The organism is Candidatus Bathyarchaeia archaeon, from assembly GCA_035283685.1.
Taxonomy (GTDB): Archaea; Thermoproteota; Bathyarchaeia; order Bathyarchaeales; family Bathyarchaeaceae; genus DATETJ01.
On sequence record DATETJ010000004.1, the window covers coordinates 50,241 to 64,693 of the forward strand.

At 48.4% G+C, this 14,453-nt stretch carries 20 protein-coding genes; 2 read left to right on the forward strand and 18 right to left on the reverse strand.

Annotated features, from left to right (window positions below):
• Window positions 1-38 precede the first annotated feature (38 nt).
• The 16 genes from VJ249_04435 to VJ249_04510 all read right to left on the reverse strand — a co-directional run bounded on the left by VJ249_04435 (window position 39) and on the right by VJ249_04510 (window position 10,626).
• Window positions 39-836 carry an energy-coupling factor transporter transmembrane component T gene (locus tag VJ249_04435; GenBank protein ID HKZ93814.1) on the reverse strand — a complete coding sequence of 266 codons (798 nt, stop codon included), beginning with the start codon at window positions 834-836 and terminating at the stop codon, window positions 39-41.
• On the reverse strand, window positions 833-1,663 hold the full coding sequence (locus VJ249_04440; protein HKZ93815.1) for an ABC transporter ATP-binding protein: 831 nt from the start codon (window positions 1,661-1,663) through the stop codon (window positions 833-835). Before VJ249_04440 ends, VJ249_04435 begins: the two co-directional genes overlap by 4 nt.
• Window positions 1,651-2,499: an ATP-binding cassette domain-containing protein gene (locus tag VJ249_04445; GenBank protein HKZ93816.1), complete on the reverse strand. Its 849-nt coding sequence runs from the start codon at window positions 2,497-2,499 to the stop codon at window positions 1,651-1,653. Before VJ249_04445 ends, VJ249_04440 begins: the two co-directional genes overlap by 13 nt.
• 63 nt (window positions 2,500-2,562) lie before the next feature.
• The gene (locus tag VJ249_04450; GenBank protein HKZ93817.1) at window positions 2,563-3,555 is read right to left on the reverse strand and encodes a DHH family phosphoesterase; all 993 of its coding nucleotides are present in this window, start codon (window positions 3,553-3,555) and stop codon (window positions 2,563-2,565) included.
• Window positions 3,537-3,839: a DUF3194 domain-containing protein gene (locus VJ249_04455; GenBank protein ID HKZ93818.1), complete on the reverse strand. Its 303-nt coding sequence runs from the start codon at window positions 3,837-3,839 to the stop codon at window positions 3,537-3,539. Before VJ249_04455 ends, VJ249_04450 begins: the two co-directional genes overlap by 19 nt.
• 20 nt (window positions 3,840-3,859) lie before the next feature.
• Window positions 3,860-4,237 (reverse strand): prefoldin subunit beta, encoded by a 378-nt coding sequence (locus VJ249_04460; GenBank protein ID HKZ93819.1) that lies wholly within the window; start codon window positions 4,235-4,237, stop codon window positions 3,860-3,862.
• A gap of 87 nt (window positions 4,238-4,324) precedes the next feature.
• Entirely contained in the window at window positions 4,325-4,582 is a 258-nt protein-coding gene (locus tag VJ249_04465) for a KEOPS complex subunit Pcc1 (GenBank protein HKZ93820.1), read from the reverse strand.
• 18 nt (window positions 4,583-4,600) lie between these two features.
• A complete protein-coding gene (locus tag VJ249_04470; protein HKZ93821.1) occupies window positions 4,601-5,017 on the reverse strand; it encodes an arsenate reductase ArsC in 417 nt (138 codons plus the stop codon).
• Window positions 5,014-6,063 (reverse strand): ACR3 family arsenite efflux transporter, encoded by a 1,050-nt coding sequence (gene arsB / locus VJ249_04475; GenBank protein HKZ93822.1) that lies wholly within the window; start codon window positions 6,061-6,063, stop codon window positions 5,014-5,016. Before arsB ends, VJ249_04470 begins: the two co-directional genes overlap by 4 nt.
• A 2-nt stretch (window positions 6,064-6,065) precedes the next feature.
• Window positions 6,066-6,464 (reverse strand): metalloregulator ArsR/SmtB family transcription factor, encoded by a 399-nt coding sequence (locus VJ249_04480; protein ID HKZ93823.1) that lies wholly within the window; start codon window positions 6,462-6,464, stop codon window positions 6,066-6,068.
• A gap of 120 nt (window positions 6,465-6,584) precedes the next feature.
• Window positions 6,585-6,884 (reverse strand): 50S ribosomal protein L37ae, encoded by a 300-nt coding sequence (gene rpl37ae, locus VJ249_04485; protein HKZ93824.1) that lies wholly within the window; start codon window positions 6,882-6,884, stop codon window positions 6,585-6,587.
• A gap of 3 nt (window positions 6,885-6,887) precedes the next feature.
• The gene (rrp42, locus tag VJ249_04490) at window positions 6,888-7,685 is read right to left on the reverse strand and encodes an exosome complex protein Rrp42 (protein ID HKZ93825.1); all 798 of its coding nucleotides are present in this window, start codon (window positions 7,683-7,685) and stop codon (window positions 6,888-6,890) included.
• Complete coding sequence (gene rrp41 / locus VJ249_04495) at window positions 7,685-8,458, reverse strand: exosome complex exonuclease Rrp41 (protein HKZ93826.1); 774 nt, start codon at window positions 8,456-8,458, stop codon at window positions 7,685-7,687. The genes rrp42 and rrp41 overlap by 1 nt, the downstream gene beginning before the upstream one ends.
• The gene (gene rrp4, locus VJ249_04500) at window positions 8,439-9,170 is read right to left on the reverse strand and encodes an exosome complex RNA-binding protein Rrp4 (GenBank protein ID HKZ93827.1); all 732 of its coding nucleotides are present in this window, start codon (window positions 9,168-9,170) and stop codon (window positions 8,439-8,441) included. Before rrp4 ends, rrp41 begins: the two co-directional genes overlap by 20 nt.
• Before the next feature lie 38 nt (window positions 9,171-9,208).
• Window positions 9,209-9,898, reverse strand: coding sequence for a ribosome assembly factor SBDS (locus tag VJ249_04505; GenBank protein HKZ93828.1), 690 nt, complete (start codon window positions 9,896-9,898; stop codon window positions 9,209-9,211).
• An 8-nt stretch (window positions 9,899-9,906) separates the two neighbouring features.
• Window positions 9,907-10,626, reverse strand: a complete 720-nt coding sequence (locus tag VJ249_04510; protein ID HKZ93829.1) for an archaeal proteasome endopeptidase complex subunit alpha — start codon at window positions 10,624-10,626, stop codon at window positions 9,907-9,909.
• A 408-nt stretch (window positions 10,627-11,034) separates the two neighbouring features.
• Here VJ249_04510 and VJ249_04515 point away from each other — a divergent pair, with 408 nt between their 5' ends.
• Window positions 11,035-11,640 (forward strand): DUF1326 domain-containing protein, encoded by a 606-nt coding sequence (locus VJ249_04515; GenBank protein ID HKZ93830.1) that lies wholly within the window; start codon window positions 11,035-11,037, stop codon window positions 11,638-11,640.
• The gene (locus VJ249_04520; GenBank protein HKZ93831.1) at window positions 11,603-12,460 is read left to right on the forward strand and encodes a DUF2182 domain-containing protein; all 858 of its coding nucleotides are present in this window, start codon (window positions 11,603-11,605) and stop codon (window positions 12,458-12,460) included. Before VJ249_04515 ends, VJ249_04520 begins: the two co-directional genes overlap by 38 nt.
• A 143-nt stretch (window positions 12,461-12,603) precedes the next feature.
• On the opposite strand, the gene VJ249_04525 is transcribed toward VJ249_04520, so the two are convergent.
• A complete protein-coding gene (locus tag VJ249_04525) occupies window positions 12,604-12,933 on the reverse strand; it encodes an SCP2 sterol-binding domain-containing protein (GenBank protein ID HKZ93832.1) in 330 nt (109 codons plus the stop codon).
• Between the two features lie 51 nt (window positions 12,934-12,984).
• Window positions 12,985-14,349 carry a nucleotide sugar dehydrogenase gene (locus VJ249_04530; protein ID HKZ93833.1) on the reverse strand — a complete coding sequence of 455 codons (1,365 nt, stop codon included), beginning with the start codon at window positions 14,347-14,349 and terminating at the stop codon, window positions 12,985-12,987.
• Window positions 14,350-14,453: the final 104 nt, after the last annotated feature.

Consider the following 14,453-nt stretch of genomic DNA (forward strand, 5'->3'; position numbering starts at 1 on the left):
TGATGAGGCAGCTGGCTCAAAAGACTTTTACTCGGTTTCTAAAACGGAAGCGGCGGTAGAAACGTGCTCAAGTGTGGAATTGACACAAAATAGCGCACGTAAACGCCCAGCGCCAGCAACCCAACTGACAGTAGCAGCAGCACCAAGTCGCCACGTTTGATCTTCAGCACATAAAGATTTGTGCGCTTGGAACTGGCACCCCAAGCCCTCGATTCCATAGCCTCAGCCAATTCTAAACTTCGCCTTATGGCGCTGACTATGAGTGGAATCAGGATTGGGATGTAGTTGCGCACGCGTTTTAGAAAGTTGCCTCGCTCCAACTCCAGACCTCGCGCCTTCTGAGCGTCCATAATGGTCTGAGCCTCCTCAGCCAGAACAGGCACAAAGCGTACAGCAGTGGTGAAGGCAAACGTGAACTCATATGGGACGTGGCTCTGCTCCAACGCTAAGCTTAGATGGTCAGGCGAAGTGGTCAAAAAGAAAACCGAAAAAGACTCAACCAACACCAGAAACCTCAACGTCATCGCCAACGAATACTCCAACAGCACACTCGTAGTCGGATAAGACCTGTAAAGATAGCCAAACACAAAATTGAAAACAAAGATGAACATCGCCAAGAAAAGGGCTCCCCGCAGCGAACGCAACCATTGTCGTTTCACGCCTGCAACAGCCACAAAGGGCAGCGGCAGGAAAAACAACACCAACAAGGGCAGAAACTCAGTGAAAAGCAACGTGACGGCGAACATTGCAATGACAAACACAAACTTGATTCTCGGATCACGATTATGAATAGGCGAGCTTACATGACGGAAGCGGAAACCTTCAAAAACGCTCAACGCTGATGCTCCTTCATGTAATTGATCAATATCGTCTTCGCTTCCGAAACGTCAATCACGTCTGAAGGCAAGCCTAAGAACGTCAAGCCATGAAAAATCTGGGAGATTTGAGGCGGCACAATCGAAGCCTCCAACGCCAGCGTGGTGTTGGTTAGAATCTGCTTGGCTTCGCCGTCGGCTATTATCCTTCCCTCTTTCATCAAGACAACCCGCGGGTTGCATTCAGCCACAAACTCAACATCATGAGTCACAACCACAACCGTCTTGCCCTGCTCATTCAGTTGGACAATAAATTGCCGAAGGTTCTCCTTCTGCCTATGATCCTGCCCAATCGTGGGCTCATCAAGTATAACCACCTTCGGATCCCAAGCAAGAACTGAGGCTAAAGCCACACGTTTCCGCTCGCCTCCGCTCAACATGAAAGGAGACGTTTTCCGATACTCAACCAAATCGAGAAGATTAACCGCCCAAGTCACGCGTTTTTCAATGGTTTCAGCGTCGAACCCGAAGTTGCGCAGGGCAAAGGCAATTTCCTCCTCAACAGTCTCACTGAATAATTGATGGTCAGGATTTTGAAAGACGAATCCAACCGTTCTGGCAAGTTTGGCCACGCTTACGTCTCTGGTGCTGACCCCGTCAACCGACACTTGGCCTTTGGCAGGTCTGAGCAGACCGTTGAAATTCTTGACAAGCGTGGTCTTTCCTGCACCGTTTTGCCCCATTATGGCGACGAATTCCCCGTCTTTGACCGTTATCGACACGCCTTTCAAGGCTTCAACGCCAGTTGGATACGTGAAGTAGATGTCTTTGACTTCTATCGTTGCCACAATGCCTCCCGCAGATATTGCGTGGCTTCCTCAGAGCTTAGGGGAATTCCCTTCAACGTGACACCGTTTTCTTCAAGAAGCCGCCAGAGGCGCACGACCTTTGGGATGCCAACGCCTAGAAGCCAAGCTTGTTCGGAGTTGAATATGTCCCGGGGTTCGCCGTCTAGCACGATTTTGCCTTCATCCATGATTATGACGTGGTTGGCGTATTTTGCAGCCAAATCCAATCTGTGCTCGACTAGTATGACGGTTATTCCCAGCTGTCTGTTGAGTTGGCTTATCACTTCGAAGATTTTCTGAGCCCCAAGAGGGTCGAGAAAAGACGTTGGCTCGTCGAAAACGATGATCTCAGGTTGCATGGCGAGGACGCTGGCGATGGCAACACGCTGTTGCTGCCCGCCTGAAAGCTCGTAAGGTGCTCTTTCCCTCAAGTCTTCGATACCCGTCGTTTTCAGCGCCCAGTCCACGCGCTCCTTCATCTCTTGCCTCGGCATGCCCAAGTTTTCAAGCCCGAAAGCTACGTCTTTTTCAACCGACAACGCGAAGAGCTGGTTTTCAGGGTTCTGAAACACGAGTCCAACGTGCATCGCCATTTCCCCTATAGTGTGACCACTGATGTTCAAGTCAGCAACCTTCAGGTCGCCTTTCAATTCACCTGCATAGAAGTGTGGTATCAACCCGTTGAAGCAGCGACAAAGAGTGGTCTTCCCGCAGCCGCTTGGACCTGTGAGTATGGCGAACTCGCCTTTTTCTACAGCTAGGCTCACGTCACTTAGAGACTGCTTGTTTGCGCCGGGATACATGTAGGTTAGGTTTTTAATCTCGATAACTGCCAATGCCTTTGTCGCCGCCTTGTTGCAACAGCAACTTGCAGATTAACTTAAGAGTAGCTACTCAATTTAGAGTTTGGTCAGTTTCTCTTTCAACAGTCTTGCGCACCGCTTTAGGCTGTCTTCAACTTCGCCTACACCATTAACTCCAGCAGAAACAGCATGTCCCCCACCCATACCATGCAAGTATTCACCAAGAGGATTGGCAATATCCCTGCCTAAATGAACCTTGGTTTTTTCATGAAAATCTTGCGTGGCGCGCATACTCATCTGGAGTTTCTCGCCTTTTTGTCCTGCCGCAACTGCAACATGCGCGCCTAAACTGATGAGTGCGCGAGCTGCTGAGGCTTGATATGCGCTGACGTTTGAAAAAGCGATTAGCCAGTTGTTGATTCCGATTAGTTTGAGGCGTTTTGACGCTTTGAGTCGTGCTATGCGTTCTGATTGATCCATAGGCAACGAAAGCAGGGACAGGGTCTCTTCAGCTTTGACTCCAGCGTCGATTAGCTCGGCTATCGCCTTGAAGGTGCTGGATTTAGCCAATACAAAATGCCGCGTGTCAAACGCTATTCCCAAAAACAGCGCCTGAGCTTCAACCGGCTTCAACTCAACCTGAGCCTCTTTATACAGACGATAGACTATTTCGCAGGCGGATGAAGCCTTCTCGTCAGCAACGCTCAGGGTTGCGAGGCTTTCAGTCTGCGGGTGGCTTGCATGATGGTCTATTACGATCAACGCTGCCTTTGACGCCTTGACTCGATCGCTCCATTCGCCCAGTTGCTGAACCGTGTTTGTATCCAGCAAGACGATGATGTCTGCTTCCTCGATTCTTGGTTGCATCGTCAACTTTGCAGGCAACGAGTTTAGCAGGGATTTTGACAGTCGACTTGGACCTTGAGCCGCAGCAGTCTCGACAGCAAGGTTAGGTCTAAGCCGCTGCAGCAGTTGAGCAAAACCAAACGCGGCACACACAGCATCTGGGTCAGCGTTTACGTGGCAGAGTAAGACAGCTAGTTTGGCTTTTCGGTTCTCGATGAGATCGATTATTTGGTGGACTTGCATGAAGACTCACGCAGATATTGCTTTATGGCGTCGAATGCTTTCTCTGTTGCTTCTTGTGCCAGTTTGTTCACATTGAGGTTCTTCGTTGATGGCGACAAGGTGATTTCCACTTCTACATTGACTGTGACGGGTTTGCTGCCTTCAGCGTCCACGGTAATATCAAGCGTTGAAATTTCCTTCTTAGGAACCTTGGACAGAACATAAGCTCTTGCTGCTTTCTCGCCTGTCTCACAGAGTTTTTCAAGTTGGTCTTCTGTCAACTCGGCTATACCGAGTTCTTCCAACAGACGCTTCACCTAAGCCCTTAAGACTCAGGCTGCGCTGGAAAAACTGGGCTTAGATCCTTCTGCAATCTGGCTTGCAGGTCTTTGGCTTGGGTTCGAAGCCTTTCTTCCTGCTTTCCTAACACGCTGACTCGTGCGTTGAACAGTTCTTTGCGCTCGGTAAGCTCGGTTGTCACTTTGGCTTTTTCAGCCTTCACCAACAATGAACCAATCGATTTGTATATTATGGCGTTGTCGTCCATCTTTGCCAACTCGCTGAGCGCTTGCTCAGTTTCCGTCAACTCCAATTCAAGCTGCTGCTTCTGCGTCAACACCGACTGCAAGGCCTGCTGGAGTTGCTGCAACCTGAGCAAACGCTCTTGAACTGGGGCTGGAAGCTTCGAGATTTCATCGCTCATGGGGCAACATTCCTATAATCAGTGGCTGAATTACGCTCAGCATTATGAACTCGAATTAATTAAGCATTTCTTGAACAATTGCTGCTATCAAGATGCTTCGAGAGCTTGCAGAACATCCATTGAAAGGCGTACCCAATGCAGATAGGAGTTCAACGCTGCCCTCAACGCAGAAGTGTCCTTTGCCTCGAAAATCATGGTCAACGTCAACGTCTTGTCTTCTTTCACAACAGCAACTTTGGAGCGACTTGTCACAGGGCTGCGAGCCTCAGCCTTGAGCGCCGTAAAGATAGCCGACAACTGCTTCCCGCTGGGAAATCTAAGATGAATCTTAGCTGTTGCTCTCATCCTTTCTCAGCACCTGCATTAATCAATCGCTTTAAGTTCAGCCATTAATGAAAGGACTCTTTTCTCTATCTCGTCTCTTATTTCCCGAACCTTTTCAATAGGTTTGCCCTTAGGATCTTCCAAGCTCCAGTCAATGACATTCTTGAGAAGTGGGGCAGGGCAAACCTGCTCGACACTGCAGCCCATCGTGATAATTCTATGGACTTCTTCCGCCATCCTCGTAGTAAGCAGTTTGGGCTTTTTCATGGATATGTCAATTCCTTTTTCCTTCATGGCTTGCACCACAACTGGATTGACTTCATCAGCTAACATGACGCCGGCGCTCGTGGCAACGACTTTGCCCTCTCCGAAATGGTTTGCGAATGCCTCAGCCATTTGGCTTCGACCAGCGTTCTCGACACATACAAATAGTATCTTTTTCAGCGCACATTTCACCTCCCAGCATTCTTCCTTGGAAAGTAATGGCTTGTTCTTAAACCCAACTTCACCACAGACAGCATCAGTGGGACTTCCATTAAAGGTCCTATGACGGTGGCTAACGCTGCGCCTGAGCCTATGCCGTACAGCGTTATGGCCACTGCTATGGCAACTTCAAAGTGGCTGCTGCTTCCTATCAAGGTTGTATCTATGGTGGTTTCGTATGCCCAGCCTGCGAGATATCCAAGCATGTAAGTCCAAGTTATCATGATGGCATAGTGCAGCAGATTCGGTGCCGCAAGGTAAGCGACCAAGAAGGGATTTTCAAGAATGACCTCTCCCTCAAACGAAAACAAGACTATGAGAGTGGTCAAGAGAGCCACTATGGATATTTTGCCGACAACAGGGATGTACCTGTTGCTGAACCATTCCTCGCCTTTCCGGGGTATCAGTGTTCTTCTAGTGATGGCACCTGATGCGACTGGTAAAGCAATGAAAACCAAAACGCTGACAGCGATCAGATCCCAAGGCACTGGAATGCTGCTTACTCCTAGATATAGCGCTGCCATCGGAGCATAAAGCAACAGCATCAAAAGCGCGTTAATCGCTGTATTAACCAGTCCCTGTGCCATGTCACCTTTAGCTAGAAACATCCACCACATTACCATGGCTGTGCAGGGTGACATGCCGAGCAGTATTATTCCAGCCTTTTGCAAAGGATCGGTCAGCATGAGATTTGCCAGAAGAGTCATCAGAGGGGGAGCTACAACCCAGTTTGCGAATAATGTCACAAGCAGAGGTTTGGGTTTCTGCGCAGCTTTCCTAACGTCGCTGAACCTTATTCCAACAACCGTGGGATACATCATGAAAAACAGCAGTATGCCAATCGGAATCGACAACTGCCTGAATTTAAGGGAATCTACGAGCTGACCGAATTGCGGCAGAAATCGTCCCACCAACAAGCCGACGATTATGCAGATGGCAATCCATACGGTTAGGTACTTCTCGAAAAGACCAAGCGTTCCGCGTTCAGCAGACGCAGATGATTGTTGCTGAGCAATCATTTTCATCTCTTGAAGACTTCCGTTCCGAGCAAGTTTGCAACCAGCTTGTGATCAACAATGCTGTAGAAGACCCATTTCACTTCCCTTCTTCGCCTAACCAAACCTGCATTCTCCAACAACCCCAAATGATGAGATGCTGTCGGTTGAGTCAAATCAAGCGCAACCATAAGTTCACAGACACACATCTCCTGCATCTCGAGAAGTCTCAGAATCCGCAGCCGCGTTTGGTCGGCTAACGCCTTGAAAAGCTTACTCTGCGTGTCTACAGTCTTGGCGTTGGCGACTTCGTTAGCCAGACGCCGAAGTTGATCAGCGTATTTTGGCGCCTCTGCAGCTTTGCATCTTCCAGACTCAATCAACCGAACAAGTCGGTCTTTCTCATTGGCAGGCATAGTTGTCATTGGCTAAACCTTCCGTTTTGAGAAACTACATGATTACATATTAACATATTTAAATATGTAGTTTCGACACTCCTTTGAAAAGCTGGAAAAAGAGACTAGAAAGAAGAAGATCCTGAGGGGTTACTCGCCTTCTTGTTCCACAGCCACTGCTTCAGTCGGCACGCCTTTTGCTGCTCGCTTGGCAATTTCGCCAAGCTTGGTTGTTGGCATATAGGCGCCACCAGCGAACACTGCGCTGCATTTTCCGCATTTCCAGACGCCTACGCTTTGACGTCGAACCGAGGTTGAACCGCACTTCGGGCATTCATGTGCTTTTTTAAGACCGGAGATGGCGGCGATGTAGCGCTTTCGGACAGTGGAGCCATAGCGAGCCTCAAATCCACGCGTTGAACCGATCTTCTTCATTCGCTTCTTGCCCATTTCTTAGTCCTTCACAACTAGTTTTCGCAGTTCAGCCGATTTCTCTTGCGCTATTTTGCTTGCCTCTAAGATCTGTTGGGTTGAGAATGTGCCGTAACCGCCCTTCTGGATCGCGCATATCTTGCCGTCTTTCTCCACAGTCATAGTCAAGCGAGCGTCCATCACCTGCTCTTCCTCAAGCCATGGATCCACAACCAGCTTGTCGTTGATTTTGGCAAACGTAACTGCAATGGGATGGTTTTTGATGGGCAGCGGCTTATAGCCCGGCTTAATCTTTACTTCGCCTTCTTTCACTTCGTAGTTGAACATTTTTGTGTTCAGAAGTGCAGCTAGAGCAGCTAGTGCTGACGCGTCGATCAAGTTGCCGTCGTGGTTGAGAACGTAAACATCGATGAACACAACGAAAACCTTCTCGCCGGCCTCTATGACTAGGTCTTCGGTGGGTATAGCTTTTGATTCGCGTATGCCACGATCCACTACACGAGCCAACTCAATCGATCTCTCATCTGGCGGTCCAGGCTCAAACGTGGGGGAAGCCAAAGGCACAAGCTCAGCGTTAACGGTCATGACTCCTTGATTCGGAGTGTCTGGAAACGGCTCGCCTGTCTCGATCTTAACTCCTACCAAGACTTCGGTTTTGCCCAAGCGGACTCGCGCTGAGCCTTCGGCGCGTTCAATAAGCCCAGACTCGATCTGGACTTCTCGGTAGTCGTTAGGTTCTCGTCCATCCAATCGCTTGCCACTGGCGATCAACTGTGCAACTCTTCTAGCCCTGACTTTTGCAGCCATTATTGACGCCATTATTCAATCGCCTCCTCTTCAGTTTCCTCTCCCTTTTCAGGAGCCGCTTCCTTGGCGGCTATGTACTTGGCTTTCAACGCTTCCTTCTGAAGTTGACTAACCTGCTTACATCCTTCAATGCCCATGTTCAAGACTTGCTCGAACTCTTCATTTGTTAGCATGCCGTCCATCTGTAACAACGTTACAGCGTTCAAATTCGGCATGTAGGCAACGGGCACGTCGGCCCCGTCGCTCTTGTCCTCTAGGTCATCTAAGTCCAACACAAGACGATCTTCAACTTTACCAGCCGCACACGCGCTTACCAAGTCTCTCATAGGTATGCCTGCATCAGCCAACGCCAGAGAAGCCGCCGTGATACCAGCACATCTTGTGCCACCATCTGCCTGCAACACTTCAACGAAGAGATCAATAGCCGTTCTAGGATAGAACTCAGTGAAAATTGATGGCTCCAAAGCTTCTCGCATGACTTTTGAAAGTTCCAATTCTCTTCTTGATGGCGCGGGTGACTTTCTCTCTTGCACAGAAAACGGCGCCATATGATATCGGCATCTCAAGGCTGCACGATCAGGCAATGCTTGATGTTTCGGATGAATCTCTCTCGGTCCATAAACAGCAGCGAGAATCCTATTTTTTCCTTGTTCAATATAGGCTGAACCGTCGGCATTGCCCAAAACACCGACTTCTAATTTTATTGGTCGCAGATCATTCAGTTTTCTGCCGTCATATCGAATGTCGTTTTCATCTATTAGTTTTTCAGGTTTCTTTTGGGACATCTTCAACTACCTCCTTCTTGGATTTTTCACCTTTTTCCTTACGTAACATTTCAGTAACTCTGTCAGTCAGCCCACTCGTGTGGGCTTCCTGTTCAACCAGTCGGATAGCCATGATGGCTAAGCGTTCGTCTTCAGGCGTCTTGCCCATGATCGCAATTCTTCCGTTTTGCCCAATGCTTACTTGACAACCTGTCTCGTTCTTGATCGTTGTCACCATTGAACCTTTCTTTCCGATGACTCGTGGAATCTTTGTAGGCGTGATTTCGATGACTTGGCCTCTGGTAACCTTTCCAAGCCCACGCTCTAGAACTGTAAGCAATGGGTCGCGGGTTCGATCATAAGCCACTATTTTAGCGATCATCATCTCGCCTACGTCGAATAGCGCTGGCAAGTCGTCCCTCTGAGGTCTGACAGGTCGCTCAAGTGCATCTGAAGCTCGTAACATGGCCACGTATGGTGCTCTGATGTCAACAATCCATCCGCCCAACGTTACTTCAAGCACTTTGCCGATGACCGTGTCGCCGACCATGGGAATGTAGAACGCCTTCAACGCAACCACGAAAACTCGTTTTTCATCGTGGTCGAATAAGCCGACTCTAGTCGCGTAGATTTTTCCGTTCTCCCTGTACGTGTTTTCCCCGTTTATGTAATCGTTTTCAGCCAGCAAGTCGCCTGGTGTAACGAGTTGTCTCTTTTCATGATAAATCGGCATGTTTTTTCGCCTCCCTTTAATGTTTGCACTCTTAATGGTCAACCAATTTTTGCTTCTGCGGCGCCCTTAGTTAATTCGCCCAGTTTTTCGAGAAAAGGTCCGTATAAGCCTGCAGGCATTTCCACGACTGCAAACCATGAGCCGTCTGCACGCCATTCTTCACGTTTTATTGTTCCGAAGCCTTTGACTGCTCCATAAGTCTTACTAGCATATGTTGCAGGTATGCGAACGTTAACCGATACCAGCTCGGTCTTCAGCGGTAACATGGGACGAAGAAGTTTGATTATTTCTTTGGCTTGTTCCTCGGTTTCCTTGAATGGGTCGATTGAATAGTGAATTTGCTGCATTGCCTGTTCAATACGCATGGGCGGATGCGGCAGATTCGTACGAGGGTCAACGCTGTAACGTGCTATGAAAGCCACAATCTGCTTTCTTTTCTCCTCGATCATGTGACGGCGCTGATCTGTAGTTAACTGGAGCATTCCATGGCGCAGAATCTGCTCGGCTATTTTGAGAGTGTCGTTTGTGCCAAACGCTTTCTTCAGCTTATCTTCAGATGGCCTTGTGCCTTTATTCGCGTCTGTATAGATAGTGTCGCTTACCAACGCTTCGGATAGAGCATTGATTTTGCCAAGCCGGTAGTCTAGGGCTTGATCAGGTTTAACCAGGATTTCGAAGTGTTCGCCTTCATGAGTTAGGCGTGCAATCGTGTAGCGCTGCTGACTCATCGGGTTTCTCAGCTGGGCTTCATGTATTTCTCGACTTCAGCATCCGTAAGAGTTACCATCTTCTTGGTTGATGTTGGAATAACAGCGATTTTGACGCCGGGCTTTTCGCCTCTGGCTTCCTGTGCTTTTATCAAGGCTTTGACAGTCAACTGCGTGGCAGCTTCAAGTCCCATGGTTTCGTTGTAATCGGTTTTGAGGATGCCTTCCACTGTTTCTCTTCCGACACCGAAGGCTACTGCTTTCCATCCTCGTATGGATCCGCTGGGGTCAGTTACGAAAAGTCTGCTGCCTGTCTTATCTGTTCCACCGAATATTATGGAAACGCCGAATGGTCTTACGCCTGCGTGCTGTGTGTAGAGTTGTTTGATGTCGCCTACTCGTTTGGCAACCACTTCAACATCGATTGGTTCGTCGTACATGAGTTTGTTGCTTTGTGCGTAAACTCTAGCCTGATCGATTAGGATGCGGGCATCTGAGCCTAAGCCTACAACCGCTGCTCCCAAGTGTTGGTCAACTTCGAACAGCTTCCACATGAATCTTTCGTCTTGCAGAGCGGACTCTTTTCTTTCTTCAGCTCCGAGGACTATTCCTTCGGAGCACGTTATACCCAGTATTGTCGCTCCGCGATTAACCGTTTCAAGCGCGTATTCAACTTGGAACAGCCGTCCGTCAGGTGAGAACACTGTAATGGCGCGGTCGTATGCTCCAGGCGCCGCAAACACGGACATATCTTCATTGTCACCTCTTACATACTCGCATTAAACACATTTTGCTTGTGTCAGTTGTGGAGACGAAACTAAAAACCTTTTCGTATAGACTTCGGCATAATAGGTAAAGTTTTTCACTTGCGTTTCCTGAAGATTCTGGGTCCATCCACCCCTTCGACGGGTTCAAAAGCCGCGCTCCACGAATTCGAGGCTTCTTCTAAGGTTTTGGTTACCCCCACATGGTACTTGGCCATTTTTTCAAATTCGATTAGCTTTGTTTACATTAGTTTTCTTGTGTCCTAGGAATTTCGTCATGTAGAGTATGTCTCCAGTCCGATGGTATTCCATGGTTGCCTTCAAACGCTTGGGCGAATTCTTATATGTCTCAATTATTTTATACTTTTTATAATTACGGGAAGTTTCTAGATCATGTCTATTAATTGGAACCTCTCCGGAAGTTACTTTGAGACCTGTAACTGTGAACCAGCGTGCCCCTGTGTTTTCCTGAGTCCCCCTACCACTGGTGAATGCACACTCCTCATCGCTTGGCACATCGACAATGGCAAATACGGAGATGTCAAACTAGATGACCTCAACGCCGTATTGGCCGTGCATTCGCCCGGACACATGGCTAAAGTAAAGTGGAAAGTTGCACTTTATCTCGACAACAAAGCAGATCAGCCACAGAAGGATGCACTGACGCAAATATTCTCAGGTCAAGCTGGTGGAAATCCAGCGGCCTTGGGACCGTCCATCGGCCAAGTGCTTGGAGTCAAGAGCGTAGACATTAAATATGAGCTAAATGGAAAAAAGCGAAGCCTCAGTATTCCAAACATCGCCGAAGCAGAGATTGAAGCTCTAGCGGGTCAAGACGGTTCCGAGGTTACGATTAAAAACCACCCGCTAACCGCCGTTCCTGGAGAACCCGCTGTAGTTGCGAAATCCAAGAGGCTAAGCTACCACGATTATGGGCTTAAGTGGGAACTTTCAGAAAAAAATGGGTTCTACTCACCATTCAGATACAAGGGCCCGTGACAGTTTCTTTACGTCGGATTCTGTTGCCCTACCAGTAGCAATTGGGCTAATCGTTGCTGCTGCTTTTGCTTGGTACGCGGCTTACTATCTAATGAACTCAGCGGTCGGCATGAATACGAGCAGTGACATAGTTCCGTCGGCGCTTCCTATATCTGGTATGTCAATGCTGTTCTCGACGTTTGACTTGGGAGTTTTCTCACTTTTTGTTCTAGCATGGACGGTGGGTATGCTTGCTATGATGTTTCCGACCATGATACCTGTTGGTTCTTTCTACTTCAAGACAATGGAGAAGACTGGTTTGTCATCGAAAGCAGCTAAGACTGTTGGCATCATGATTTTTCTGGGCGGCTACCTTATTCTCTACGTTGTCCTCGGTTTCGCAGCGTATTTTGCTGTATTTGTAGCCTTCCAGCTAGGCGCGATTTTTCCGTCGTCATCGACATATTCAACCCAGGTTGCTGGGATTGTCCTGGTGGGTGCGGGTGTGTGGCAGTTTACTCCGTATAAAGACACGTGTGTTAAACACTGCGTTTCTCCTTTGGGTTTCTTTCTAACACATGCTAAGAACGGTCTTGGTGGAGCTTTGAGAATGGGTGTTGAACATGGATTTTATTGTGTCGGGTGCTGCTATCTTTACATGATAGTGATGCTTTCGGTTGCGGCCATGAGTCTTCCCTCAATGGCGCTATTGGCCATCGTAATAACTTTGGAAAAGGTTATCGTCAAGGGGGCAAAATGGTTCACATGGCTCGTTGGAACTGGTTTCATAACCTTGGGCATAGCAGTCTGGTTTGTACCAGAACTCCTGCTAATTGTCTAGCCTAAGAAAAACTAAGGTTCTCAGGGTAAGTCGGGGTCTTGAGGTATTACGCAAGCCCAACCAAAAAAGGGAAGTTTGCCGGGGGATCAACAATAGTTGTTCTAAAAACCTTTCGTGTTCGTTGGCAATCGTATGCCGACTCATCAACTACGTTTGAAAATCTCTCGCATTTTCAGGAGCAAACCTAGGTCGCCTTCGACACGGAACTTGCCCCGCATGTAGGCTAGAGCAGGGTCCATCTCGCCTGAAGTGATGGCAATCCACACCTCAGATGGCGTATGAATCGTGGCTGTGGGTGAGTTGGCAACACCTTCATGAAAAGTGCACTTGCCATTCTCAATGCTTAGATAGTAGTCTCCGGGCTCCTTGCCCGACGCGCGAAACTGAACCGTGGCAGAAAGATCGCCAGCTGCCTTGGAATCGAACACATCAGCCATGCTTGCGATTAATTCGCGGAAAGTCGTGCGGTTCATGCTCCACGGATCCATCCCACAGTCTTGAACGTTGAGGCTCTACCTTACGATTTATGATTTGCGTGTTCCCTTTCCCACGCCTCTGTACGTTAGACCTGCTCTGACCGCGGCGTCTTCGTCAAAAGCATTTCTGCCATCAACTAAGACTGGTGTGGCCAGCTTTGTCTTCAGTTCGCTCAGGTCGAGTTTCAGATACTCCTTGTGTTTGGTGGAAATGACAACTGCGTCTGCTTTCGAGAGCGCTTCATCCAAGTCCTTGGTAAATGGCAAATCGAAGTCACGCACAATTGGATCGTGAAGTATTGGCTGTGCTCCTCGCTTTCTTAGTTCAGAGTATATTTCAGCTGAGGGTGTGTTGCGGGTATCGTCGCAGTTTTCAAGGAAAGCCACGCCGAGAATAGCCACTTTGGCTCCTTTCAACTTCCTGTCATGTTCAGCCAAAGCGTCTTCTATCAAGTCAACAACATGCCTTGGCATGGAATCGTTGACTTCTCTTGTGCTAACTATGATTTTTGGGAAAAGCTTGAACTTTCCAAAAGCGTCTAAGCCATATTTGAGCAGCCAGCCGTCTTTCGGGAGACAGTGCCCCCCAACTCCTGCGCCTGGGTAGTGCATGTTTCTGATCGGGTTTGATGCTGGATTTGACGAATCGTTGGGCAGCGTATTAACTAGTTCGCGCACCTTGAACACATCGACTCCAAGGCTCTCACAGATCAAAGCCACTTCGTTTGCGAATGCGATGTTGACGTCTCTGTATGTGTTCTCCACAACTTTTGTCACTTCTGCGGTGAGAGCATCAGTGGGAAAAAGTTTGGCTTTGACAATGTGTGAGTACAGTTCCATGGCGCGTTTTGTGCTTTCTTCATCCACGCCTCCAACTATTCGGGAGAGCTCTACCATGTTCTTGATCAATCGTCCAACCATGACTCGTTCGTAGCAGAATGCGAGATAGAAGTCTTTGCCCGCTTTCAGGCCTGATGACTTCTCCAAAATGGGTTTGACAATATTGTCGGTTGTGCCAGGCGCCACCGTGGATTCGACAACAACAAGTGTACCGGTGCTCATGAATTTGCCAACGGTTTCGCTGACTTCTTTGAGCGAGTCATAATTAGGTGTCTTGTCAACATCTGTGGGCGTCTGCACATCAATCAAAACTGCTTCAGCGTCTCGGCATGTCGAAATATCATCGACAACCTTGAATGCGCCCTTCTTCACCACGCGCGAAATCAGTTCAGATAATCCCGGCTCGTCTCCGCCAATAGGATTCTTGCCTTCATTGAGCCAGTCTATTTTCCATCCAGAGCGTTTGGATCTGCGTTGCACGCCTACAACGGTAAATCCAGGTGTATCAGCAAAAAGTGCGGCGATGGGTATGCCCGCGTATCCCATGCCTACAACGACTATCTTTCCTAGCATGTGAGCATGCAAATAATGGTCGAATATATCATGTTTTCGCTCTCTCAAGTTCTGATGTTGAAGTTGAGATTAGCAAAGGTTAAAAGAGAGCGGTTCACTGATAA

Bases quoted from the DNA above. Each gene is read 5' to 3' on its own strand.
- VJ249_04450 (HKZ93817.1), bottom strand. From the start codon at position 3,555: ATGCAAGTCCACCAAATAATCGATCTCATCGAGAACCGAAAAGCCAAA.
- VJ249_04460 (HKZ93819.1), bottom strand. From the start codon at position 4,237: ATGAGCGATGAAATCTCGAAGCTTCCAGCCCCAGTTCAAGAGCGTTTG.
- VJ249_04465 (HKZ93820.1), bottom strand. From the start codon at position 4,582: ATGAGAGCAACAGCTAAGATTCATCTTAGATTTCCCAGCGGGAAGCAG.
- arsB (HKZ93822.1), bottom strand. From the start codon at position 6,063: ATGATTGCTCAGCAACAATCATCTGCGTCTGCTGAACGCGGAACGCTT.
- VJ249_04480 (HKZ93823.1), bottom strand. From the start codon at position 6,464: ATGACAACTATGCCTGCCAATGAGAAAGACCGACTTGTTCGGTTGATT.
- rpl37ae (HKZ93824.1), bottom strand. From the start codon at position 6,884: ATGGGCAAGAAGCGAATGAAGAAGATCGGTTCAACGCGTGGATTTGAG.
- rrp42 (HKZ93825.1), bottom strand. From the start codon at position 7,685: ATGGCGTCAATAATGGCTGCAAAAGTCAGGGCTAGAAGAGTTGCACAG.
- rrp41 (HKZ93826.1), bottom strand. From the start codon at position 8,458: ATGTCCCAAAAGAAACCTGAAAAACTAATAGATGAAAACGACATTCGA.
- rrp4 (HKZ93827.1), bottom strand. From the start codon at position 9,170: ATGCCGATTTATCATGAAAAGAGACAACTCGTTACACCAGGCGACTTG.
- VJ249_04505 (HKZ93828.1), bottom strand. From the start codon at position 9,898: ATGAGTCAGCAGCGCTACACGATTGCACGCCTAACTCATGAAGGCGAA.
- VJ249_04510 (HKZ93829.1), bottom strand. From the start codon at position 10,626: ATGTCCGTGTTTGCGGCGCCTGGAGCATACGACCGCGCCATTACAGTG.
- VJ249_04515 (HKZ93830.1), top strand. From the start codon at position 11,035: ATGTCTATTAATTGGAACCTCTCCGGAAGTTACTTTGAGACCTGTAAC.
- VJ249_04520 (HKZ93831.1), top strand. From the start codon at position 11,603: ATGGGTTCTACTCACCATTCAGATACAAGGGCCCGTGACAGTTTCTTT.
- VJ249_04525 (HKZ93832.1), bottom strand. From the start codon at position 12,933: ATGAACCGCACGACTTTCCGCGAATTAATCGCAAGCATGGCTGATGTG.
- VJ249_04530 (HKZ93833.1), bottom strand. From the start codon at position 14,349: ATGCTAGGAAAGATAGTCGTTGTAGGCATGGGATACGCGGGCATACCC.